Here is a 23,244-nt window from a genome sequence, read left to right as displayed (position 1 = left end):
TCACGGGACTGGCCGCGTTTCCCCCGTTCACCCCTGTTCCAGGTGTCGCTGTGCGCCTGTCGGGAAAGGCCGGCATGTCCTTTCGTCATCTCACTTCCACGTCGGCGTTCGTCGCCGTCGCGCTCGCCGCGGCGGGCCTGGCGTCCACCGTCACCACCAGCTCGGCCGCGACCCTCGACGAGGGCCTCGTGGTGCACTACGACCTCACCCAGAACTCCGGCACCGCGGTGACCGACACCTCGGGGCTCGGCCACGACGGCACGCTGAGCGGCGACACCGCGTGGCTGGGCGCCGAAGGTCTCCGGCTCGGCGGTGTGAACGGCCACGTTCGCCTGCCCGACAACGTGATCCGCGGTCTCACCGACGTCACCGTCTCGGTCCAGGTGAAGCCGGCACCGGACCAGTCCGTGCCGTACTTCTTCTGGGGCCTCGGCAACACCCGCGACGGCAGTGGCAACGGCTATCTCTTCGCGACGGGCGACGGGTTCCGGGCGTCGATCGCGAGCGGGAACTGGTCCACCGAGCAGACCGTCGACAGTGGACGGAACCTCACCCGCGGCAGCTGGCGCACGGTCACGTACACGCTGGGCGGCGGCACCGCGGTGCTCTACGAGAACGGCGTCGAAGTCGCCAGGAAGACCGGTGTCACCACGACTCCCGGCTCGCTGGGCGACGGCACCACCACCGCCAACTACCTGGGCCGCTCGGTCTACTCGTCCGACCGGTACCTCAAGGGCGAGGTCCGCGACTTCCGGCTCTACCGCCGGGCGCTGAGCGCGGGGGAGGCGCGCGAGCTCGGCAAGGCCACGGCGTCGGCCAGGCCGGCCGCCGACGTCGCGGCGCTCAGTCTCGGGGACACCTCGGCCGTGACCGGTGACCTCACGCTGCCGCTGACCACTCCCGGCGGCTCGGTCATCTCCTGGGCGTCCGGCAACCCGCCGGTGGTGTCGGCGACCGGCGCGGTCACCCGGCCCGCGCCACGGGCGGGCAACGCGACGGTGACGCTGACCGCGACCGCCTCCTACGCCGGGTACACCGCCACCCGCGACTTCACCGTGACCGTGCCGGAGGACGACACCGACCGGGAGAAGGTCGACAACGCGTTGCAGGGCATCGTGATCCACGACCAGGACGCGATCCGAGGAAACATCACGCTGCCGGTCAAGGGGGCTCGCGACGTCACCTTCACCTGGCGCAGCGGCGATCCCGGCGTCGTCTCCGCCACCGGTGAGGTGACCAGGCCGCCGGACGGATCACGGCCGCGTCGCGTGCAGCTCTCGGTGACGGCGGCGAAGGGCTTCACCAGCGGCACCCGCCACTTCACCCTCACCGTCCTCCCGTTGCCGCGGAAGCAGGCGCTGGAGGGCTACTTCTTCGCCTACTTCACCGGTGAGGCGGACCAGGACGGCGAACAGGTGCACTTCGCCGTCAGCCGGGGCGACGACCCGCTGCACTGGGACGAGCTCAACGGCGGACGTCCCGTGCTGAGGTCGAAGTACGGCGAGACCGGCGTGCGCGACCCGTTCGTCGTCCGCAGCCCGGAGGGCGACAGGTTCTTCCTGGTGGCCACCGACCTGCAGATCAACGACGGAGGTGGCTGGGAGCGGGCCATGCGGCACGGCAGCAGGTACCTGGAGGTCTGGGAGTCGACCGACCTCGTCACGTGGTCGGAGCAGCGGCACGTGCTGGTCTCGGCGGAGACCGCGGGCATGACGTGGGCGCCGGAAGCCACGTACGACCCGACGATCGGCGCGTACGTCGTCCACTGGGCGTCGAACGTGTACTCGGCGAGCGACCCGAACCACACCGGTGCGACCTACCCGCGGATGATGTACTCGACCACCCGCGACTTCCGCACGTTCACGACTCCGCAGGTGTGGAACGACCCCGGCCGGGGCGTGATCGACTCCACGGTGCTCAAGGACGGCGAGTACCACTACCGCCTCACCACCGACGACAAGGTGATCGGGACCTGCGCGCGTGACATCGTCCTGGAGCGTTCGAAGGACCTGCGCGCGGTGGACCTGCCGGGCACCGGGCCGCGCAACTGGGAGCTCGTCGACGACTGCATCCGCACCGGGCTCGGCACCGACTGGGTCGAGGGCCCGACCGCGTTCAGGTCCAACGACGGCAGCAAGTTCTACGTCTTCATGGACGAGACACCGCACCGCGGCTACCTCCCGTTCGAGACCGACTCGCTGGCGAACCCGAACTGGCGCATCCCGGCGGACTACCGGCTGCCCGCGAAACCGCGGCACGGCACGGTGCTGCCCGTGACGAAGGCGGAGCTGGAACGACTGCGCAAGGGCCCGCCTCCGGTGCGTGCCAACACGAAGGGCGTGGTGGCCGACTACGAGCTGTCCGGCGGTTCGGGACCGGTCGTCGCGGACGTGTCCGGGAACGGCCGCAGTGCGACGATCCACGGCGACGTCACCCGCTCCGCCGACGGGATGGACTTCGGCGGCACGGGCGGTTACGTCCACCTGCCCGACAACCTGACGACCGGGCTCGGCGAGTTCACCGTCTCCGCGCGGGTGCGGGTCGATCTCGCGCAGCAGACGCCGTACGTCGTGTGGAGCCTCGGCAACGGCGCGAAGAACACCGGAGACGGTGAACGTCCTTTGTCGCGCGGTGTTTGGCACACGCTGACGTACACGTCGTCGAACGGCAGAGCCTGTTCGTTCGACGACGGTGTCGAATTGTCGTGCGAGAACGGGCCGCGTGATCTCGGCGGCGGCCCCACGACGTCGAACTTCATCGGCAGATCCGCGGACTCGGCGGACAACTGCTTCAAGGGCAGGATGCGCAGGTTGACGGTCTGGAACAGGGCGTTGACCGCGCAGGAAATCCTGGCCGTGCACCGCGGTCAGCGCTGAGAGGACGCGCGGCCGCACCGCTTTGTCCGCATCGGACAGGATGCCCCGGTGCGCCACTCGGCGGTGTGGCCGCGAAGGCCGACGTGGTTACAGTCCGATTTCTGGGAACGCTCCCATAATTCCTGTCGGACATCCTCAGGAGGTCGTTGTGACCTGGAGACTTCTCCGGGCGGTGGTGGCCGGTCTGCTCCTCACGGCCTTCGCCGTCATCGCTCCGGTTCCGGCCGGCGCCGCCGCGCCGGCGGTCGTGGCGGCACTGGGCGCCCAACCCCCGGCGGCGGTGGGTCTCCACGTCGAGGGCACGCGGGTCGTCGAACGCACCGGCACGCCGTTCGTGATGCGCGGCGTGAACCACGCGCACGTCTGGTACCCGACGCAGACCAGGGCGTTCGCGGACATCAAGTCCTTCGGCACCAACACCGTCCGCGTCGTGCTGGGCAGCGGCCAGCGCTGGGGACCGACCCCGGCCGCGGAGGTGTCGAACGTCATCTCGCTGTGCAAGCAGAACAGGATGATCTGCGTGCTGGAGGTCCACGACACCACCGGGTACGGCGAGCAGAGCGGTGCCGCGACCCTGGACCAGGCCGCGACCTACTGGATCGGCGTGGCCAGTGCGCTCAAGGGCCAGGAGGACTACGTCGTCATCAACCTCGGCAACGAACCGTTCGGCAACAACGCGCAGGTCAGCGCGACGTGGGCGACCGCGACGAGCGGCGCGATCAGCCGGTTGCGCGGTGCCGGGCTGCAACACCTGATCATGGCCGACGCGCCGATGTGGGGCCAGGACTGGGGCAACGTCATGCGGGACGGCGCCGCGTCGGTGCTCGACGCCGATCCGTTGCACAACACCGTGTTCTCCATCCACATGTACGGCGTCTACAACACCGCGGCCAAGATCAACGCGTACTTCGACGCGTTCCGGACCGCCGGCCTGCCGCTCGTGGTGGGCGAGTTCGGCAACATGCACAGCGACGGCGACCCGGACGAGGACACGATCATGGCGCAGTCCCAGGCCCGAGGCATCGGCTACCTCGGCTGGTCGTGGAGCGGCAACAGCGGTGACGTCGCCTACCTCGACATGACGAACTCCTTCAACCCGGCGAGCCTCACCCCGTGGGGCGAGCGTTTCCTCAACGGTGCCAACGGAGTCCGGCAGACGTCGAAGGAAGCCACGATCTTCGGCGGTGGCGCTCCCGACGACACCCGGCCACCGTCCACACCGGGCACTCCGGCCGCCTCCGCTGTGACGTCCACCGGCCTCACCCTGACCTGGGCGGCGTCGACGGACAACGTCGGCGTCACCGGGTACGACGTCCACCGCGCTCTCGGCAGCGGCTCGTTCGCCCTCGCCGGCTCGACGGCGAGCACCAGCTACACCGACACCGGCCTGACCCCGTCGACCACCTACCGGTACCAGGTGCGGGCCAGGGACGCGGCCGGCAACGTCTCGGCGAGCTCCGCGATCGTGTCCGTGACGACCGGAGCCGGTGGCGGCACCGGGACCTGCAAGATCGGCTACTCGGCCCCGAACTGGGGCGGCGGCAACGGTTTCACGGCGAGCATCACCATCACCAACACCGGTGCCGGCACGATCAACGGCTGGACGCTCGCTTTCGGCTACGCCAACGGCCAGCAGGTCACGCCACCCGGCTGGGGTGCCACGATCACCCAGTCCGGCGCCAACGTCACCGCGACCAACCTGGCCTGGAACGGCGCGCTGGCACCGAACGCGTCGACGAGCATCGGGTTCAACGGCACCTACACCGGAGCGAACCCGGCGCCGGTTTCCTTCACCCTCAACGGAAACGCTTGCGCCGTCAGCTGAGAGCCCGGCCCCGGCGCCGCCACGCCGGGGCCGATCGTCGTCTCAGGCCGCGTGCCGCCTGCTCACCGGGCGCAGGCGAACTCGGCGTCGCGTCCGAACCTGCTGAGCCTCGCTGGGCGAGCCCGAGGTGGTGATGGACTCGGTGTCGCCGTGCGCGAGTGGCGTGCGGCCGCCGGGACGTGGCTGGGTGAAGTGCACGAAGACGAGCAGTACCAGTCCGATGAGCAGCAACGAGTGGGACAGGACGCGGCTCGCGGTCGCCGTGCCGCTGAGCAGGTCGCCGGCCGAGTAGGGGATGAGCACGGCGACGAACGCGGCGGTGACGGGCAGCGTGCCGGAGGTGGCGGCCGGGCGCAGCGCGGTCCAGAGCAGGCCGAGGCCGAGGGCGAGGTTCCACGCCGTGCTCTCGTTGAACAGGTGGCTGCTGTCGACGCCGGCGGTGTGGCCGGCGTGCGCGGACGTGCCGACGCCGAGCACCTGGGCCACGCCGAGGGTGAGCTGGGCGACCGCGACGCCGACCAGCAGGCCGCGGGGCAGCCGGCCGCGTGGCGCGGGCGGGGTGATCGCGGGAGCCGAGCCGAGGATCGACGCGGCCAGGTCGGGGACCGGTGTGGCCGGCCTCACGCGGAGGGTGCGGGTGAGCGCGGCGGCGTTGTCGTGCCACTTCCGGCAGGACGCGCAGCTTTCGAGGTGCCCGTCGACCTGGTCGGCGGGCACGCCTTCCGCTTCCCCGTCGAGCCTCGCGGACAGGGCTTCGCGACAGATGTAGCACTCCACGCCGATATTGTCGGATAGTCGTCCCTCCTGGTTCCCAGCAATCTCGCGGCTGGGTACGCTCCCCGATCGTGTCGACTTCGAGGGGTGACGACGAGGCGGTCACAGCGCTCGCGCTGGCCGCCGGCGCGGGTGATCGTGATGCGCTGGAGCGGTTCATCCGCTCCACGCAGCGCGACGTCTGGCGGCTGGTCGCCCACCTCGCCGGGATCGGTGTCGCGGACGACCTCACCCAGGAGGTCTACCTGCGCGCGCTGCGCAGCCTGCCCGGCTTCGAGGGCCGCTCGTCGGCGCGCACCTGGTTGCTCTCGATCGCCCGCCGCACGGTCGTCGACCACATCCGGGCCGCCGTCGCCCGGCCGTCGATCGCCTGGTCCGCGGACTACCTGCTGGCCTCGGACGCCGACCGGTACGCCGAGCACACCCGGTCGGCCGGGTTCGAGGACGTCGTCGAGCTCAACGTCATGCTCGCCGGCCTCGCGCCGGAACGCCGCGAGGCCCTGCTGCTCACCCAGGTGCTCGGCCTGTCCTACGCCGAGGCCGCCGAGGTCGCGGGCTGTCCGATCGGGACGGTCCGGTCGCGCGTCGCCAGGGCGCGGGAGGACCTGATCGGCGGCCAGGGGCGAGAAGGCCTCGAAGTCGTCTGACAGTTCACAACGGACTGCTGCGGGCGCACAGCGCACCGGTCACCAGCGCCAGCGCCGCCAGCACGACGATGCTCACCGAATACGCGTGCACGTGGTCGTTCAACGGCACGGCCGGCGCGCCGGGTGCGGCGCCCAGCAGCATCCGGTAGCCGACGCCGATGACGGAGTAGCCGGTCGCCAAGGCCAGCTGGGTGACGGTCGACGCGACCCCGGAGGTCGCCCCGGCGTCGTCCGTGCCGACCCGCGCGAAGATCCCGGTGACGACGGGTGCCACGACGATACCCTGGGCCAGCCCGACGGCACCGATCGCGACGGCGAGCAGGAAGTCCTGGGCGTCGACCGGTGCGCGCACGGCCGCCAGATGACCGAGCAACGCCAGTGCGAGCAGGCAGCAGCCGAGCACGGGCAGCCGGTCCCCGAAGCGCGCGGACAGGCGGGCGCTCCAGGCGGATCCGAGCGCGAACGCGGCACCCAGCGGCACGAACATCAGACTGGCCGTCAACGGGTCTCGGCCCAGGCCGGTCTGCACGTAGTAGGTGAACACCAGGAACAGCCCCGAGTTGCCCGCGAAGAACGTCGTGATGGCGGCGAGGCGCGTCCGCAGGCCGGGCGTGGCGAGCACCCGCGGCGGGAACAGCGGCGCACCGCCGGACGCGGCGAGCTTTCGCTGCTGCCGCACCAGAAGGACGCCCGCGGCCAGCGCGACGAACGGCAGTGTCCACAACAGACCGGAGGCGCCCGGCTCGGTGCCGAGCACGAGTGGCACCAGCAGCGAGGGCAACGCGATCGCGGTCAGCGCCGCACCGGCGAGGTCGGCGCCCGGCCGTTCGCTCGACCTGCTCTCATCGACGGCAGCCCGGCCGACGAGGAGGATGAGCAGGCCGATCGGCACGTTGACCAGGAACACCGCGCGCCAGCCGAGGTCCGCCGGGTTCCAGTGCACGAGCAGGCCTCCACCGCCGAGCCCGGCGATGACCCCGAGCCCCAGGACGACGCCGTACCAGCCGATCGCGCGGGCGCGCTGGGTCCGTCCCGGGAACATGGCGTGGATCAGGGCCAGTTCCTGCGGCACGAGCACCGCCGCGGCCAGGCCCTGCACGCACCGCAGGACGATGAGCACCCCGGGGCTCGGCGCCAGGCCGCACAGCAGCGAGGCGACGGTGAACACCGCGATGCCCGCCAGGAACGTCCTGCGGCGGCCCCAGTGGTCGCCGAGCCTGCCGCCGGTGACCAGCCCCGCGGCGCACGCGAGCACGTAGGCCGCGCCGACGAGCTGGATCTGGCCGAACGACGCGGGGAGGTCGCGCTGGACCGACGGTGCGGCGACGGTGACGATGAAGCCGTCGACCTGGCCCATGAAGGTGGCGGCCAGGATCGCCGCCAGGCCGAGCCAGGTCCTCGCGCTGACGTGTCCGGTGGTCGTGGTCATGGCTGCCCTCGTTGCGGTGCGGGGAAGAAACCGGTGGCGATGAAGTGGTCGAGGTGGCGGTCGAGCATCGGGCCGTCCACGGCGGGGACGTCGAGGCCCGCGCCCGTCAGGGCGTCTCGTCCGAAGACGACCGGTTCGGCACCGCCCAACGCGGGTGCGTGCGCGACGGCGACGGCGAGGCGGTGGTCACCCGCGTCGGCGGCGTCGGTCAGCAGATCGCGCCATTCGGCCGCGGGCAGCCCGGTGAGGCGGTAGCCGCGGTCGCGGAGTCTGTCGACCACGTCGTCGACGGCGAGCGGCCGCGGGCTGGTCAGGTGGTAGGTCGCGCCGGTCCCGTCGTGGACGAGCAGGTGCACCACGGCAGCGGCGACCCGGTCCGCCGGGACCACGTCGGCGTGACCGGGATGGTCCGGTGCCGCGCCGACGACGAGCATGCCGCGCACGAGGTTCCACAGCGCGTCATCTGTGCTCGCGGCGCCTGTCCCGCTGTGGCCGCCGATGCGGCTCGGCCGGTGCACGGCGACCGGCACTCCGCGTTCGGCGGCCAGCAGCACCAGGCCTTCCGCGACCCATTTGCTCGCGACGTAACCGTTGGGCAGCAACGACTCGGGCCTGACCCGTCGCGTCTCCCGCACGATCGGCGGGTTGCCGTCGGTCGCGACCGCGGTGTCGCAGGTGGACACGAAGTGCACGGCCTTGAGCCGGTGGGTGGTCGCGAGCCGCAACACCTCCGCCGTGCCCGTCACGTTCGCCGCCCGCAGCCGCCGGTACGGGTCGAGGTGGTTCACCCTGGCGCCGTTGTGCAGCACCACGTCGACCTCGCTCGCGAGCCGCCGGAAGTCGTCCTCGGCCAGCCCGAACGACAGCAGCTCCAGATCTCCCGGCACCGCGACGACGCGATGCAGGCCGTCCTCCGGCAACCCGAAGCGCCGCAACGACGTCCGCAGCCGGGCCAGTGCGTCCTGCCCGCGCACCAGGCAGTGCACTCGCGCGGACGTGCGGTCGAGCAGTTCCCGCAGCAGGAACGCGCCGAGGAAGCCGGTCGCGCCGGTGAGCAGCACGTCGTCGACCCGGCCGGTGGGCGGTGGCAGCCCGGCCGCGGTGATCGCGTCGTCGAGCACGACCTCGGCCCGAAGGTCCACATCGGACAGAGGAGCTGCGGCGAGGGGCGCGACGGCGTTCAGCCTGAGGGCGAGCGCCGCGACGGTCGAGGCCTCGAACACGTCCCGGAGGCCGAGCCGGACGCCGAACTCCGCCCGCACCCGGCTCAGCAGCTTCGCGACGAGCAGCGAATGCCCGCCCAGTGCGAAGAAGTCGTCGTCGGCCCCGATCTCGGGCACGCCCAGGGTTTCGGCGAACAACGCGCACAGCGCCCGTTCCCGGTCGCCGGACGGCTGCCGCCTGCTGGTCGTGACGGCCGGTTCCGGCAGCGCCGCCCGGTCCAGCTTGCCGTTGACCGTGCGGGGAAACCGGTCGAGCACGACGTAGACGGGCGGCACCAGGTGATCCGGCAGCAGGCTCGCCGCGTGCGCACGCAGGGCAGACGGTTCAGGAGCGCGTGAGTTCGGGACGACGTAGGCCACCAGCCGGTCATCGCGCGGAACCACGGCGACCTGCGCGACGTCCGGATGGGTGGTGAGCGCGGCCTCGACCTCGCCCGGCTCGATCCGGAAGCCGCGGATCTTGACCTGGTCGTCGTTGCGCCCCAGGTACTCCAGCAGTCCGTCCGGCCGCCACCGGGCGAGGTCACCGGTGCGGTACAGCCGCTCGCCGGACGGCCCGCGGGCGAACTTCCGCGCGGTCAGCTCGGGCCGCCGGTGATAGCCGAGCGCGAGCGGCGTGCCGCCCAGACACAGCTCTCCCACGACTCCGGGCGGGACCGGCCGGAGCTCGCGGTCCAGGACGTGGCAACGGGTGTTGGCCACCGGGCGGCCGATGACCGGAGTCGGGCTGTCGGCCAGCCGCGCCCACACCGTGTCGACGGTGCATTCCGTCGGGCCGTAGAGGTTGTAGGCGGTGATGCCCTCGGCCTCGCGCAACGCCGACCACAACGCCTGGCCGGTGGCCTCACCGCCCAGCGCGATGACGGCGGGACGGTGCTGTCCCGGCGCGAGCAGGCCCGCGGTCAGCAGCTCCTCGGCATAGGTCGGCGTGATGTCGAGGAACCCCACGCGTTCCGCGTCGATGTAGCGCAACAGCTCGGCGGGGTCACGGCGCACGTCGTCGGGCACGAAGTGCAGCTCGTGGCCGCCCAGCAGCCACAGCAGGCCTTCCCAGGACGTGTCGAACGACAGCGACGCCGTGAGCGCGGCCCGGATCACGCCGTGCTCGCGTTCGGCGGGCTCGATCATCTCGGTGCGGTGGTGGTGATAGAGGTTCACCATGGCGCGGTGGGTGATCACGGCGGCCTTGGGCTCACCGGTGGACCCGGAGGTGTAGATGAGGCACAGCGGTTCGTCCGGCGTGACCGCGACCGCCGCACCAGCAGTCGCTCCCGGCACGTCGACCGCGATCGCGGGCGTGCCGGTCGGTAACCGCGACGCCAGGTCACGGGTGGTGACGACGAGCTGCGGACGGGTGTCGTCGAGGAGGAACGCCAGCCTGCGCGGCGGGTGGTCGGGATCGGCGGGCACGTACGCCGCTCCGGTCCGCAGCACCGCGAACAGGGCGATGATCGCGTCGGCGGTGCGGGGCAGCAGGTGCAGCACCGTCGTGCCCGGCCGCGCTCCCGCCTCGTGCAGGCGGTGTGCCAGTCGCCCCACCCGCTCGTCCACCTCGGCGAACGTCAGCCGCACGTGCTCGCCGTCCTCGTCGGCCGCGACGAGCGCCGTGCGTTCCGGGGTGGCGGCCACCCGGTCCGCGAGGAGGTCGGTGATGGTGCCGTCGGGCCACTCGCGGCTCACCTCGCACCCGAGAACCCGTTCGCGGTCGAGGAGCAGGTCCGCCTCGGCCACCGGGGTGGTCGGCTCGGCCAGCAGCCGGCGCAGGAACACGGGCAGCCGTTCGGCGTGGGTGGCGAGCTCTTCGGTGGTGTAGAGGTTCGGGTTGCCGTCCAGCGCGATGGCGAGACCGGTGCCGTCGGCGCGGTGGTAGACGTTGAACGCGAGATCTTCGACGAGACCCGCGGACACGTTGCGCATCACCGCGGACGTTCCGCCGAACTTCAGGCCGTAGTCGAACGGCATGATGTTCGCGGACGGCCCGAACAGCTTCCGTTCGCTGTTGAGCAGGCCGAGATCGCGGCGCAGCTGTTCGTAGCGGTAGCGGTGGTGCCGCCTGCTGCGGCGCAGGTGCCGGGCCACCTGCCCGGTCAGGCCGACGAGCGAGGGCCGGTCGCTGAAGTCCGTGTAGAGCTGGACGACGTTGAGCACCATGCACGGCACGCGCAACGCCACCGAACCGGTGCGCAGCATGACCGGGACCGCGAGCGAGACCTGCTCGGCGCCCGTCATCCGGTGCACGTACGCGGAGATTCCGGCGATCAGCACGTCGGTCCACGTCCCGCCCGCCTCGTGGGCTGCGGCGCGCAGTTCGTCCACTGTGGAGCATTCGGCCCAGGCGCGGACGACGTGGCGGGGCAGCGTCGCCGAACGTCCGGCCAGGGTGGCGGGCGCGGGACGGTCTTCGTGGTAGGCCGTCCAGAACTCGGCGTCGCGCGCGTGCTCCGGCGAGGCGAGGTAGGCGGCCTCGGCTTCCAGCACCGACCTCAGCGTGCCGAACCCGTGCGCGCCGACTTCGCTGCCGCGCACCAATGCCGTGCAGACCTCGGCGACCCGGCGTGCCACGAGGGACAACCCGTAGCCGTCGAGCAGGATGTGGTGCACCCGGTGGTACCACAGGTGGTGGTCGGCGGAGAGCCGGAAGATCACGTGCGCGAACAGCACGTCGCACGCGAGGTCGACCGGAGTGGCGACGTCGTGTGCCATCCACGACTCCGCAGCGGCCAGGGGATCCGGTTCACCGCTGACGTCCACGATCCGCACGTCCCACACCGGCGGATCGACGACCTGTCTCGGTCCGTCCTCGTGCTCGACGAACCGCATCGACAACGCTTCTGTCTCCGCCACCACGTGCCGGATCGCCTGCACCAGCGCGCCGACGTCCAGCGGGCCGTCGATGTCGGCGTACTCGGCCGTGTTGTAGGCGGGCGAGGCGGGATCGAGCTGCTGGCCGGCCCAGATGCCGTACTGCGCAGTGGTGAGCGTTGTGTCAGGCATCGCCGGTGGCCGTCCTGGCGAGCAGGTCCCACCACGCGCGCAGCGTCGGCCGTTCGGCGAGATCCGCGAAGCTGACCTCGGCGCCGCTGCCACGCCAGTCCTCCAGCAGGTCGACGATGGTGACGGAGTCGAGGCCCTCCGCGAACAGGTCGGTGTCGTCGGTGAGCTCGGCGGGTTCGAGGTGGAGGCGTTCGGCGAGCTGGGTCCGCACGCCGTCGAGCGTGAGCATCGGGTTCCTCCGGATGAAGTCAGTTGACCTGGCGGTCGCGGCCGGACCAGAACTTCTCGCGCAGCTCGCGGCGCAGGATCTTGCCGCTCGGGTTGCGGGGCACGCGATCGACGAACTCGAACCTCGACGGGATCTTGAAGCTCGCCAGCCGTTCCCGGCTGAACACGAACAGCTCGCGCGGGCGGACCTCATCGTCCGGCCGCACGGCCACGAACGCGTGCACCGCCTCACCGAACTTGTCGTCCGGGACACCGATCACCGCGACGTCGGCCACGGCGGGGTGCTTCGCCAGCACGTTCTCGATCTCGGCCGGGTAGATGTTCTCCCCGCCGACGATGATCATGTCCTTGAGCCGGTCGCTGATGAAGACGTACCCGTCCTCGTCGAGGCGGCCCGCGTCACCGGTGTGGATCCACCCGTCGACGAGCGTGGCCGCGGTCGCCTCCGGCAGGCCCCAGTACTCGATCATGCGGGCGGGCGTGCGCAGACACACCTCACCGACCTCGCCGACCGGCAACGGCCTGCCGTCGTCCCCGATGATCTCGACCTCGACCGCGGGGTAGGGCTTTCCCGCGGCGCGCAACCGCGGGCCGCCGACGACGTGATCGGCGGGCGGCAGGCAGACGGCGGTGTTGCCGGTCTCGGTCAGGCCGTAGATCTGCGCGAAGTCGCAGTCGAACACCGGAAGTGCCTCCTGCAGCAGTGCTTCCGCGATCGGGGAACCGCCGTAGACGATCTTGCGCAGGGACGCGAACGCCTCCTTGTCCGCTCCCGGCTCGGCGAGCAGCAGCCGCAGCATCGACGGCACCACGCACGCGGTCGTGACGCCCTCGCTGATCAGCCGCAGCGCGCCCGCGCTGTCGAACCGGGGCATCGCCACGTTCGTGACACCGGCCGAAAAGCCCTGGGTGGCCCACCAGATGCCGCCGACGTGGAAGCCCGGAATGCCGATCAGGCTGCGATCGCCTTCCCGCCAGTCGATCCAGTCCAGGTCCGCCTCGGCGAGCGAGTCCCGGATCGCGAAGAAGCTGCGCTGAGCCAGCACGACTCCCTTGGGCAACCCGGTGGTGCCGCTGGTGTACAGCTGCACCAAGGCGTCCTCCGGTCCCGTCACCTCCGGCAGCTCGGTGGCGGGATGCGGCCGCGTCCACTCCGCGAACTCGCCGGTTCCGCGCATCCGCGGCCCGTCGGCCACCGGCCGCAGGTCGTCGTCCACGACGAGCAGCGCGCTGCCGGAGTCGCGCAGGACGTGGGCGACCTCCGGCCCGGTGAGCCGGAAGTTGATCGGCACCAGCACCGCGCCGATCTTCGCGCAGGCGAAGTACGTCGCGTAGTAGTCCACCGACTCCAGGCCCAGGTAGGCGACCCGGTCACCCCGGCCGACGCCGTCCGCGAGCAGGGCGTGCCCGATGCGGTTGCTCAAGGCGTGCAGTTCGGCGTAGGTCAACGTGCGGCCGGCACACGTGATGGCGGGAACGCCGGGCGTGCGTTCGGCGTGGTAGCCCGGAATGCGCGCGACGGTGCGCAATTCGGCGTGGTGAAGGCGTTCGGCGGACATGGCTCAGCTCCCCACGATCGCGACCCGCACGGCACCCTCGCAGGCACCGCCGTCGTCGTCCCAGCAGCGGAAGGTCGTCTCCAGCGACACCAGCGGATCGGCGCCGGGACGCAGCGTGCGTCGCGTCGCACGGTCGACCACGAGCTCGAAGCAGAACGAGCGCGGGTCGATCGGCCGCCGGAAGTCGCAGGAGAAGCGGGCGATCAGGACGTCCGGCAGCTGCCGGCGCCAGAAGTCGTCCAGCGTCCAGTCGGCGAGCTCCGGCAGCAGCCCGTCACGCACCGAGGCCGCGATCACGTGGTACAGCAGCTGGTTGTAGCAGATGCCGACCTCGACGGAGTTCAGATGACCGGTGTCGTCGATGTAGCACGACTCCGGGATGCGCATGACTCCCTCGCCGCGCACCACTTCGCCGTCCCGCGCGACCTCGGCCGAGGTCAGGTAGCGGCAGTGCGGCTGGTAGCAGCGCAGGACGGCGGTGAGCAGATCGGTCGCGGCGGTCATTCAGGCCTCCGCGCCGTCGTAGACCGTGACGCGGTACGACACCGCGGGCTCGTCGGTGGCGGTGTGCAGCGCGCGGTGCACGAGGCTGCGGTTGTCCCACACCAGCAGGTCGCCCTTGTCGTAGGTCTGCAGGTGGACGGCGGGATGCTCGAACTCCCGGTCCAGCTGGCCGGTCGAGGCCAGCAGCTCGCGCAGCAGCTCGGGCTGTTCACGGCCGTCGGAGTCCGTGATGGACAGTGTGAAACCCTCGCTGATGTAGAGGATCGTCTCGTCGGTGTGCCGGTGCGGGTGGGCGGTCGGCAGCGCCACCGGGGGTGTCCTGGCGTCGACCTCCTCGATGATCTCCGACAGCGGCCGGTAGACGTCGCTGGGCCGGATCTTGAAGTAGCGGCGGACGCTGTGCCACGCGGTGGTGTCCTTCACCGCCAGCTTGAGCTCCTCGCTGAGGTTCTCGTAGGCCTTGGTGAGGTCGATGAAGAACGTGCCGCGGTGGCGTGACGGCACGACCTGCGGGTAGATCAGGGTGATGTCGAACGGTCTGGGCATGAACTGGTAGTCCGAGTGCCAGAACTTGCCGGTCTTCGGCACGCCGACGCGCTTCTCACCGTCATCGACGTTCGACGAGACGAAGACCTCCTTCACCTCGGGGTGGTGGTAGATCGGCTCGTAGTAGGTCTGCGGTGTGCCGAGTCTTGTGCCCAGAGCCAGGAACTGTTTCGGGTCCAGATCCTGGTCCTTCAGCACGACGATCTTGTCGCGGTACACGGCTTCCTTGAGCGCGCGCACGTCCTCGTCGCGGGAGGAGTCGAAGTTCTCGGCGATGACGCCGATGCCGTCCTGCTCGGTGATCCGCATCAACGTTCTCCTTCAGCGCGAGGTGGTGACCACGTAGCCGGTGAGGTCGGCGACGGTCGAGATGCCGGGCAGGGCTTCGTCCGGAATGGACACCTCGAACGTGCGTTCCAGGGTGAAGAGCAGGTCGACGAGACTGAGCGAGTCGATGCCGAGTTCGGTGAGCTGTGCGGTGGGTGGCACCTCGGTGTCCGAGGTGTCGTTCAGCCGGCGGACGAAGTCCTCGACGAGCTCGTGCACCTGTTGCTGTTCCACGGTTCTCCCTTCAGCTGAGTTCCGGCCAGACGAGGGTGGCGGCGCCCCAGGTCGTGCCGCCGCCGAACGCCGAGAGCAGCACGCGGTCACCCGCGCGGAGGCGGCCCGCCGCGTGGGCGTGGGCCAGCGCCAGCGGGATCGACGCCGCGACCGTGTTGCCGACGTCGGTGACGTTGGCGTGCACCCGCTCGGCGTCGATGCCGAGGTCCGCGCCGACCGCCCGCAGGATGCGCAGGTTCGCCTGGTGGCTGACGAAGGCGTCGACGTCCTCCGGCTGCCACCCGGTCCGCGCCAGCACGTCGCGGGCCGCGCCCGCCATGCGTGTGACGGCCTGCCGGTACACGGCTTGCCCCTGCATGGCGAACCAGCCGTCCCGCACGGTGATCAGGTCGGCGAGCGCGCCGTCGCTGCCGAGCTCGACGGCGAGCAGCGCACCCGGTTCGCCCGCTTCGCCCGCGCGCAGCACGACCGCGCCGGCGCCGTCACCGAACAGCGGCGCGGTGGTGCGGTCGGCGGGATCGACGATGGCGGAGAAGGTGTCCGCGCCGATCAGGAGCACCTGGCGCGCGGTTCCGGCCGCGATCAGCCCGTTCGCCACGGCGAGCCCGTAGACGAAACCGGAGCACACCGCGTCGACGTCGAAGGCGGCCACACCGGCCAGCCCCAGGCCCGCGGCGACCGCCGGTGCGGTGGCCGGAACGAGCCGGTCCGGCGTCGAGGTCGCGAGCACCACCGTGTCGATCGACGCGTCCGGACCGGCGGCGCGCAGGGCCGCGGTGCCCGCCGCGATCGCGAGGTCCGACGTCGACCTCCCCGGCTCGGCCACGTGCCGCGTCCTGATCCCGGTCCGGCTGGTGATCCACTCGTCGGACGTGTCGAGCCGCGCGGCGAGATCGTCGTTGGTGACCACAATGGACGGAACGTGCGCACCGACGGCCGCGAGCACCGCGGTGCGTCCCGGTCGCGGCGAGCGCGCTTCCATCGTCAGGGCGGCGGCGGATTTCTCCCACATGGCAAGGAAGTCGAGCGCGCACCGCCGGTGGTTCCCGCGAGGTGTCTGTGACGAGGGTCACCGGGAACTTCTCGGCGCGCACCTCGACTAGTGAGGCGTGAACACCTACCTGCCCTCCCGGGGCGTGCCGGCACTCGCCGTGGTCCTGGTGGCGGCGACCGCTTGTGGCACAGCGGGTTCCGTCGCGAACACGCCGACATCCACCGGACCTTCGGTGATCGCGACGGCCGCACCGACGACGTACCCGCTCACGATCGAGAACTGCGGTCGCAAGCTCACGTTCGACAAGGCGCCGAGCCGGGTGGTGTTGCTCAACGGCACGTCCGTGGCCGAGGTGGAGAGCTTCCTGACGCTGGGCCTGGAGGACCGGATCCTGGCCAACAGCCAGTCCTACGGCGTGTCCGACGACCCGTCGATGGTCGCGAAGGTCAAGAACGTGCCCACCGCGGGCCTGAAGCTCAACGACAACTTCGAGGTGCCCAGGGAGCAGGTGCTCGCGCTCAAGCCCGACCTCGTGATCTCCACGTGGGCGGGCGGTTTCGACGAGAAGATCGGTTCCATCACCAGGGACCAGCTCGCGCAGGCCGGTGCGCAGAGCTACGTCACCCCCGTCAACTGCGCCTACGGCGACCCCGCCGCGAGCCCGGCGGACCGGGAACGCCTGAAGGGCCAGTCGATCGAGTCGTCGTTCGAGCTGCTGCTGCAGCTGGGCCAGATCTTCGACGTGCAGCAGCGCGCGGCCGACCACGTGAACCAGGCGCGCGCGAAGATCGAGCAGATCAGGCAACGGGTGGCGGGCAAGCAGCCGAAGAGCGTGCTCGTCGCGTATCCCGGCATGGCCATGATGAACAGCAACGGCCTTCCAGCGGTGTTCGGCGGCGGAATCTACGACGACATCGTGTCGCGCGCGGGCGGCGTGAACGCGTTCGCGGGCAGGACGACCGCCGAGCTGTCGGAGATCAACGCGGAGGCCCTCGCCGCCGCGAAGGTGGACGTGCTCGTGATCGGGCTGTACCAGGAGAACGAGAACGCGGAGAAGCTCGCCGCGGATCTCTTCGCGAAGTTCCCGCAGTGGGAGGCCTCGAAGACCAGGACGTACACGTCGGTGTCCGACAGCTTCTACCTCGGGCCGCTCAACGCCGTCGCCGTCGGGAAGATCGCCGATGCCGCGCACGGCCGGCAGTAGCCCGCACCTCGTCGCCGGGCCTCGCTACGCGCTCCTGCTGGCGGGCCTCGCGGCGGCGTTGGTGTTCTCGGTGGCGTTCGCGATCGGCGTCGGCACCGTCGACGTGCCGGTGGGGCGGGTGCTGGAGATCGTGCTGGCGCACCTGACCTCCGGTGCCGCGGGCCCGGATCCGCTGACGGACCAGATCGTCTGGGACTTCCGCACACCGCGCGTGCTGCTCGCCGCCGTGGCGGGCGCGGGCCTCAGCCTCGCGGGGGTGTGTCTGCAGACGCTGGTGCGCAACCCCTTGGCCGATCCGTACCTCTTCGGCGTCTCCGCCGGCGCGTCACTGGGTGCGGTCGTCGCGCTCACCACCGGCGGTGTCGTCCTGGCGGGCCTCGGGGTCGCCGGAGCGGCGTTCGCGGGGTCGCTGATCAGCCTGGCGGTCGTGTTCGTCATGGCCCAGCGCGGCGGGCGCCTGCTCGGCAGCAGCCTCGTGCTGGCCGGTGTCGCGGTCGCCGCGCTGGGCAACGCCGCCACCAGCTACGTCCAGCTCCAGGCCGGGCCGACGGAGCTGCGGCGGGTCATGTTCTGGCTGCTGGGTTCGGTGTCCGGCGCGAAGTGGGCCGACCTCGGCGTGCCCGCGGCGGCGGTCGCGCTGACCGCCGCGTGGCTGCTCACCCAGGGTCGTTCGATGAACGCGCTGTCCGTCGGTGACGACACCGCCGCGGGGCTCGGTGTGAACGTCCACGCGCTGCGCGTCCATCTGCTCATCGCGTCGTCGCTGCTGACCGCCACCGTGGTCAGCGTCGCGGGCGGGATCGGCTTCGTCGGCCTGATCGTGCCGCACGCCGTGCGCCTGGTCGTGGGGCCGGACCACCGCAAGCTCCTCCCGGTGTCACTGCTCGCGGGGGCGGTGTTCCTCGTGCTCGTGGACCTCGTGACCCGCACGGTCGACCGTCCGAACGAGATGCCCATCGGCATCTTCACCGCCGCGCTGGGCGCCCCGTTCTTCCTGGTGCTGCTGCGCAACAGGAAGAAGGTGTGGCGATGAAGGTCGTGGTCGAGGGCGTCCAGGTCCGCATCGACGACACCGTCATCATCGACCGAGCCGACCTGGTCGCGGAACCCGGTTGCGTCACGGGTGTCATCGGCCCCAACGGTTCCGGCAAGAGCACCCTGTTGCGCTGCCTCTACCGCGCGCTCAAACCCAGCGCCGGGACGGTCTACATCGGACAGAAGGACGTGTGGCGCGCCGGTGCCCGCCAAGCCGGTCTGCGCACCGCCGTCGTCGCCCAGGACCACGACCTCGACAACGACTACTCCGTGCGCGAAGTCGTCGCGATGGGCCGCCTACCGCACAAACGCCTGCTGGACCGGGAAACGCGCGCCGACCGCGTGATCGCCGACGAGGCACTGGCCCGCGTGCGCATGAGCTGGGCGGCCGACCGGGTGTTCGCGACGCTGTCCGGAGGCGAGCGCCAACGCGTGCTCGTCGCGAGAGCCCTGACCCAGCAGGCACCCGTCCTGCTGCTGGACGAGCCCACCAACCACCTCGACATCGGCGCCCAGCTCGAACTCCTGGACCTGGTCCGCGACCTCGGGCTCACCACCGTCGCCGCACTGCACGACCTCGACCACGCCACGACGTACTGCGACCGCCTGGTTCTGGTGCACGGCGGCCGCGTGGTCGTCTCCGGCCCGCCCGCCGACGTGCTCGTGCCGGAACGGGTGGCCGAGGTGTTCGGGGTGGAGAGCGCGGTGGTGCCGCATCCGCTGACGGGACGCCCGCACTTCGTGACGGCGTCCCGCACCCGAGTGCCGCGTCCCTCGACCGGGTGAGATCGGGGAACTTCCTCGCACCGGCGTCCGACCAGTGGACGGGTCACGCCGGACCGGTCGCCTCCCACTGGTCCGGCGTCACCGACTCCCTTTCCCGGAACGCGCGTTGTCGCTAATGTTCCTGACGGGTGAAAGAAAATCGAGGAAAATTCGATTCGAATTCGAACGGCGGTTCTCACTTGAGGTAGCTCGAAAGGGGAATCCGTTGGTCGCGCAGGGCCTTGGCCACCACACCGGCGATCTGCCTGGCTCCGGCCGCCTCGAAGTGCGTGTGGTCGTTGCAGAAGAACGCGCCGACCGGGCCCTTGGTGAAGTCGCCGTCGTTGGGGCAGAACTTGAGCGTGTTGTAGAGCGTGTAGCTCAGCTTGTGCAGGTCGATGACGGGCACCCCGGCGTCCCTGGCCGCGTCGAACGTCTCGGTGAGGAATCCGCGCGTGCCCACCGCGGTGTTGCCGCTGCACTTGATGGCGGAAACGGGCGTCAGGAGGATCGGCGTGACGCCGCGGTCTTCGGCCGCCTTGGTCATCAGTGCGAGCAGTTCCTTGTAGCGGGCGCCGCCGACGTGCCGGGGGCAGTCGGGGCTGCCGTCGTTGATGCCGAACTGGATCACCAGGTAGTCCCCGGCCTTCATGCCGGTGGTGGGATTCAACATGTTCTGCCAGCGCTGGTGGAAGGTCTTCGGGCTCACCACGCACTCGCCGGCCGAGTCCTTGGTGTTCTGCACGTTCGACTCGTACAGCCAGGTCTGGATGCTCCGGCCGGCCACCGCGCTGTTCACCACGGTGACGTCGTCGTTGAACAGCGCGTCGAACTGGTTGCCCCAGCCGACCGGGCAGCTCGACTTCGGGTCGGCCATCGTCGAGTCTCCGGCGAGCCACACTTTCACGGGTGCGGCGGCGCTCGCCGGCACACCGGTGGCCGGGGCGCACTCGCGTGTGCCGGCCGAGGCGGGCCCGGCCACCGGCAGCAGTGGCAGGACGGTCAGCGCGGCCACGGCCAGAAAACGTTTCCTCACAGCTGTCTCCAGACGGGCGAGGTTTGTCTGATGTAGACGAACGGAAAACGGTCCTCGATTCGAGAGTAACCCTTGCGTGCCGTTCCGGAAAGCGCTTTCCCGAGCGTGATCCCGTACTCCGAAAGGGCGTTGAAGCATGTCTCCACTCACTCGCCGGACCCTGCTGGCCGGCGGTGCGGCGCTGCCGATCGCGATGTCCGCACCCTTGGGCGGCGTCGCGGCGGCCGCGGAGCCGGGCGAACCGACCGAGCTGCACTGGCTCGAAGGCGGTGTCCCCGCCGCGATGACCGGAGTCACGTGGGGCGTGCCGTGGCCGAAGGGACAGTTGCGGGCGGACCAGTCGTTCGGCCTGCGCACCGCCGACGGCGTGGCGGTGCCGGTGCAGACCTGGCCGACCGGCTGCTGGCCGGACGGTTCGCTGAAGTGGACCGCCCACGCGATGCCCGCGGACGCGCCGGCCGCCGCGAAGTACCTCCTCGCGCCCGGTCCGGCGGCAGCGGGGGACAAGCGGGTCGCGGTGTCCCGGCAGGCCGGCCGGATCGTGGTGGACACCGGCGTGCTGCGGTGCGTGCTCAACCGGAGCGGCCGGGTGCTGGTCGACGAGGTCTCCCGTGGTGGCAAGGCCGTCGCGCGCAGGGGGGAGCTGGTGTGCCTGCGGCACGAGGAGCGCTACACCGGCGAGGTGCACCGGGTGACGGTCGAGCAGGACGGGCCGGTGCGCGCGGTGGTGCGGATCGAGGGCAAGCACCGCGCCGATCGCCGTGCGCGGGCGTGGCTGCCGTTCACGGTCCGGCTGTACTTCCACGCGGGTGCGGAGAACTTCCGGATGGTGCACAGCTTCGTCTTCGACGGCAAGGCGTCGGAGGACTTCGTCAGCGGGCTCGGCGTGCGGTTCCAGGTGCCGTTGTCCGACCAGCCGCACAACCGCCACGTGCGGTTCGCGAGCGCGGACGGCGGCCTGTTCAGCGAGGCCGTGCGCGGCGTCACCGGGCTGCGCCGCGATCCGGGTGCGGCGGTCCGGGCGGCCCAGATCGCCGGACGCGCCACCCCGGACGTGTCCACCTGGGACACCAGGGTGAGCTCGCGGCTGAACCTGATCCCGGCCTGGGGCGACTACACGCTGAGCCAGCTGACCGCCGACGGGTTCGAGATCCGCAAGCGCACCAAGGCCGGGCACGGGTGGGTGCGCGCGGCGGCGGGCACGAGAGCGGGCGGCTTCGGTTACGTCGGCGGCGCGAGTGGCGGATTCGCGTTCGGCCAGCGCTACTTCTGGCAGACGCACCCGACGCAGCTCGACGTCCGCGGCGCGGCCGGCGACTCGGCCGAGGTCACGCTGTGGCTGTGGTCGCCCGATGCCAGGCCGATGGACCTGCGGTTCTACCACGACGGCATGGGCATGGACACCTACCCGGAACAGCTGGAGGGGCTGGAGATCACCTACGAGGACTACGAGCCCGGCTTCGGTGACCCGTACGGCGTCGCGCGGACCAGCGAGCTGGTGTTCTGGGCGCTGGACGCCACGCCCTCGGCCGAACGGCTCGCCGCGCAGGCGGCCGTGGTGAGCACGCCGCCGTTGCTCGTCACCACGCCGCAACGGATGCGCGCCGCGGGCGTGTTCGGCGACTGGTCTCCCGTCGACAGGTCGACCCCGGCCAGGGCGGTGATCGAGGACCGCCTCGACTTCCTCTTCACCTTCTACCGCGACCAGGTGGAACAGCGCCGGTGGTACGGGTTCTGGGACTACGGCGACGTCATGCACACCTACGACAACGACCGGCACGTGTGGCGCTACGACGTCGGCGGCTACGCGTGGGACAACTCGGAGCTCAGCACCGACCTGTGGCTGTGGTACAGCTACCTGCGCAGCGGCCGCGCCGACGTCTTCCGCCTGGCGGAGGCGATGACGCGGCACACCGGCGAGGTCGACGTCTACCACCTCGGCCGCTACGCCGGCCTCGGCACCCGGCACGGCGTGCAGCACTGGGCCGACAGCGCCAAGCAGCTGCGCATCAGCACCGCCGCCAACCGCAGGTTCCTGTACTTCCTCACCGCCGACGAACGCGTCGGCGACCTCCTGCGCGACCTGGTCGACGCGGACCGGACGTTCCTCGTCCTCGACCCGCTGCGCAAGATCCGCACCGAGCCCTACGAGCCCGACCCGAAGGCGCTGTCGATCAGCCTCGGCACCGACTGGGGCGCGCTGGCCGCCGCGTGGTTCACCGAGTGGGAACGCGGCGGCGACCCGATCGCGAAGACCAAGCTGCTCAACACCTGCGAGGCGATCGGCGAGCTGAAGAACGGGTTCATCACCGGGCAGGGCAACTACGACCTCACCACCGGCAAGTTCGCCACCGGCACCGTCGCCGTGTCCGTGTCGCACCTCAGTGCCGTGTTCGGCCTGGCGGAGATGTGCAGCGAGATCATCGCCGCGGCGGACCTGCCGGGGTTCGAACGCGCCTGGGTGCAGTACTGCACCCTGTACAACGGCACGGCGCAGGAGCAGATCGCCGCGGTCGGGCAGTCCTTCGGCAGCCTGAACCTCAGGCAGGCGCACGCCAGGCTCACCGCCTACGCCGCGGCGAAGACGGGCAACCCGGCCCTCGCGGCACGCGCGTGGGCGGAACTGGAACGCGGTGAGGCGGGCTACCCGGCGAGCAGCCCGTGGCGCAGCACCAGGGTCAGCGGTCCCGCCGTGCTGAACCCGGTCGACGAGGCGACGTGGGTGTCGACGAACGCGACCGCCCAATACGGACTCGCGGCGATCCAGTGCCTCGCCCTGGTGGGGGACAGGATGCCCGGCTGACGCGGTGCACGGTCAGTGCCCGGCAAAGTCGGCCGCTACCCACCGGTCCTGGCTGCCGCGCCGGCCACCAAGCCGATTCGCGGCACATCGAACCGCATGGGCGCGGTTAGCGGCGACGAACAGCACGCGGATTCCCGATTCTGCGGCCCGTCACGTGGGAGCGATGCCATCGGGCATTTCGGACATGCCCGTGTGTTGATCTTTATGAAGGGCGCCTTCATCCACCTGAGGTGGATGAAGG

At 70.9% G+C, this 23,244-nt stretch carries 18 protein-coding genes; 8 read left to right on the top strand and 10 right to left on the bottom strand.

Features of this window, described 5'->3' with window-relative positions; genetic code table 11:
• Nucleotides 1-74: 74 nt before the first annotated feature.
• Together ABZV40_RS35785 and ABZV40_RS35780 are read left to right on the top strand one after the other, a co-directional pair.
• Entirely contained in the window at nt 75-2,876 is a 2,802-nt protein-coding gene (locus tag ABZV40_RS35785) for an immunoglobulin-like domain-containing protein (RefSeq protein WP_355452042.1), read from the top strand.
• A 148-nt stretch (nt 2,877-3,024) separates the two neighbouring features.
• A complete protein-coding gene (locus ABZV40_RS35780) occupies nt 3,025-4,701 on the top strand; it encodes a cellulase family glycosylhydrolase (RefSeq protein ID WP_355452039.1) in 1,677 nt (558 codons plus the stop codon).
• Between the two features lie 42 nt (nt 4,702-4,743).
• On the opposite strand, the gene ABZV40_RS35775 is transcribed toward ABZV40_RS35780, so the two are convergent.
• Complete coding sequence (locus tag ABZV40_RS35775) at nt 4,744-5,478, bottom strand: zf-HC2 domain-containing protein (protein ID WP_355452036.1); 735 nt, start codon at nt 5,476-5,478, stop codon at nt 4,744-4,746.
• 68 nt (nt 5,479-5,546) lie between these two features.
• Between ABZV40_RS35775 and sigC the strand changes: the two genes are divergently transcribed.
• Nucleotides 5,547-6,122: an RNA polymerase sigma factor SigC gene (gene sigC / locus ABZV40_RS35770; protein WP_355452033.1), complete on the top strand. Its 576-nt coding sequence runs from the start codon at nt 5,547-5,549 to the stop codon at nt 6,120-6,122.
• A gap of 4 nt (nt 6,123-6,126) precedes the next feature.
• Here sigC and ABZV40_RS35765 read toward each other — a convergent pair whose 3' ends face one another.
• Genes ABZV40_RS35765 through ABZV40_RS35730 form a run of 8 tightly spaced genes read right to left on the bottom strand, consistent with a single transcriptional unit; the run spans nt 6,127 to nt 16,148 of the window.
• Entirely contained in the window at nt 6,127-7,551 is a 1,425-nt protein-coding gene (locus tag ABZV40_RS35765) for an MFS transporter (protein WP_355452030.1), read from the bottom strand.
• Entirely contained in the window at nt 7,548-11,768 is a 4,221-nt protein-coding gene (locus ABZV40_RS35760) for an amino acid adenylation domain-containing protein (protein WP_355452027.1), read from the bottom strand. Before ABZV40_RS35760 ends, ABZV40_RS35765 begins: the two co-directional genes overlap by 4 nt.
• A complete protein-coding gene (locus ABZV40_RS35755) occupies nt 11,761-11,997 on the bottom strand; it encodes a phosphopantetheine-binding protein (RefSeq protein ID WP_355452024.1) in 237 nt (78 codons plus the stop codon). The genes ABZV40_RS35760 and ABZV40_RS35755 overlap by 8 nt, the downstream gene beginning before the upstream one ends.
• A gap of 19 nt (nt 11,998-12,016) precedes the next feature.
• Nucleotides 12,017-13,555, bottom strand: a complete 1,539-nt coding sequence (locus ABZV40_RS35750) for an AMP-binding protein (RefSeq protein ID WP_355452021.1) — start codon at nt 13,553-13,555, stop codon at nt 12,017-12,019.
• 3 nt (nt 13,556-13,558) lie between these two features.
• Nucleotides 13,559-14,059, bottom strand: coding sequence for an FcoT family thioesterase (locus ABZV40_RS35745; RefSeq protein WP_355452018.1), 501 nt, complete (start codon nt 14,057-14,059; stop codon nt 13,559-13,561).
• Nucleotides 14,060-14,914: a TauD/TfdA family dioxygenase gene (locus ABZV40_RS35740; RefSeq protein WP_355452015.1), complete on the bottom strand. Its 855-nt coding sequence runs from the start codon at nt 14,912-14,914 to the stop codon at nt 14,060-14,062. It abuts the gene before it with no gap.
• Between the two features lie 12 nt (nt 14,915-14,926).
• Nucleotides 14,927-15,166 (bottom strand): acyl carrier protein, encoded by a 240-nt coding sequence (locus ABZV40_RS35735; protein ID WP_355452012.1) that lies wholly within the window; start codon nt 15,164-15,166, stop codon nt 14,927-14,929.
• 10 nt (nt 15,167-15,176) lie between these two features.
• A complete protein-coding gene (locus ABZV40_RS35730) occupies nt 15,177-16,148 on the bottom strand; it encodes a beta-ketoacyl-ACP synthase III (RefSeq protein ID WP_355452119.1) in 972 nt (323 codons plus the stop codon).
• 127 nt (nt 16,149-16,275) lie between these two features.
• Here ABZV40_RS35730 and ABZV40_RS35725 point away from each other — a divergent pair, with 127 nt between their 5' ends.
• Genes ABZV40_RS35725 through ABZV40_RS35715 form a run of 3 tightly spaced genes read left to right on the top strand, consistent with a single transcriptional unit; the run spans nt 16,276 to nt 19,185 of the window.
• Entirely contained in the window at nt 16,276-17,364 is a 1,089-nt protein-coding gene (locus ABZV40_RS35725) for an ABC transporter substrate-binding protein (RefSeq protein WP_355452009.1), read from the top strand.
• The gene (locus ABZV40_RS35720; protein WP_355452006.1) at nt 17,342-18,397 is read left to right on the top strand and encodes an iron ABC transporter permease; all 1,056 of its coding nucleotides are present in this window, start codon (nt 17,342-17,344) and stop codon (nt 18,395-18,397) included. Before ABZV40_RS35725 ends, ABZV40_RS35720 begins: the two co-directional genes overlap by 23 nt.
• Nucleotides 18,394-19,185 carry an ABC transporter ATP-binding protein gene (locus ABZV40_RS35715; protein WP_355452003.1) on the top strand — a complete coding sequence of 264 codons (792 nt, stop codon included), beginning with the start codon at nt 18,394-18,396 and terminating at the stop codon, nt 19,183-19,185. The genes ABZV40_RS35720 and ABZV40_RS35715 overlap by 4 nt, the downstream gene beginning before the upstream one ends.
• Before the next feature lie 175 nt (nt 19,186-19,360).
• On the opposite strand, the gene ABZV40_RS35710 is transcribed toward ABZV40_RS35715, so the two are convergent.
• A complete protein-coding gene (locus tag ABZV40_RS35710; protein WP_355452000.1) occupies nt 19,361-20,200 on the bottom strand; it encodes an SGNH/GDSL hydrolase family protein in 840 nt (279 codons plus the stop codon).
• A 136-nt stretch (nt 20,201-20,336) separates the two neighbouring features.
• Here ABZV40_RS35710 and ABZV40_RS35705 point away from each other — a divergent pair, with 136 nt between their 5' ends.
• Complete coding sequence (locus ABZV40_RS35705; protein ID WP_355451997.1) at nt 20,337-23,003, top strand: Tat pathway signal sequence domain protein; 2,667 nt, start codon at nt 20,337-20,339, stop codon at nt 23,001-23,003.
• A gap of 15 nt (nt 23,004-23,018) precedes the next feature.
• The coding region (locus ABZV40_RS35700) for a hypothetical protein (protein WP_355451994.1) at nt 23,019-23,244 on the top strand (226 nt) is incomplete at its 3' end.

Origin of the sequence: Lentzea sp. NPDC004782 (assembly GCF_040609115.1) — a bacterium.
Taxonomy (GTDB): Bacteria; Actinomycetota; Actinomycetes; order Mycobacteriales; family Pseudonocardiaceae; genus Lentzea.
The sequence above is the reverse complement of the archived record's forward strand: the minus strand, read 5'-3'. Positions and strand labels throughout refer to the sequence as shown.

What these genes read in the sequence shown, in the direction of transcription:
- ABZV40_RS35785 (WP_355452042.1), top strand. Translation starts at nt 75, where the DNA reads ATGTCCTTTCGTCATCTCACTTCCACGTCGGCGTTCGTCGCCGTCGCG.
- ABZV40_RS35765 (WP_355452030.1), bottom strand. Translation starts at nt 7,551, where the DNA reads ATGACCACGACCACCGGACACGTCAGCGCGAGGACCTGGCTCGGCCTG.
- ABZV40_RS35760 (WP_355452027.1), bottom strand. Translation starts at nt 11,768, where the DNA reads ATGCCTGACACAACGCTCACCACTGCGCAGTACGGCATCTGGGCCGGC.
- ABZV40_RS35755 (WP_355452024.1), bottom strand. Translation starts at nt 11,997, where the DNA reads ATGCTCACGCTCGACGGCGTGCGGACCCAGCTCGCCGAACGCCTCCAC.
- ABZV40_RS35750 (WP_355452021.1), bottom strand. Translation starts at nt 13,555, where the DNA reads ATGTCCGCCGAACGCCTTCACCACGCCGAATTGCGCACCGTCGCGCGC.
- ABZV40_RS35745 (WP_355452018.1), bottom strand. Translation starts at nt 14,059, where the DNA reads ATGACCGCCGCGACCGATCTGCTCACCGCCGTCCTGCGCTGCTACCAG.
- ABZV40_RS35740 (WP_355452015.1), bottom strand. Translation starts at nt 14,914, where the DNA reads ATGCGGATCACCGAGCAGGACGGCATCGGCGTCATCGCCGAGAACTTC.
- ABZV40_RS35730 (WP_355452119.1), bottom strand. Translation starts at nt 16,148, where the DNA reads ATGGAAGCGCGCTCGCCGCGACCGGGACGCACCGCGGTGCTCGCGGCC.
- ABZV40_RS35720 (WP_355452006.1), top strand. Translation starts at nt 17,342, where the DNA reads ATGCCGCGCACGGCCGGCAGTAGCCCGCACCTCGTCGCCGGGCCTCGC.
- ABZV40_RS35715 (WP_355452003.1), top strand. Translation starts at nt 18,394, where the DNA reads ATGAAGGTCGTGGTCGAGGGCGTCCAGGTCCGCATCGACGACACCGTC.
- ABZV40_RS35705 (WP_355451997.1), top strand. Translation starts at nt 20,337, where the DNA reads ATGTCTCCACTCACTCGCCGGACCCTGCTGGCCGGCGGTGCGGCGCTG.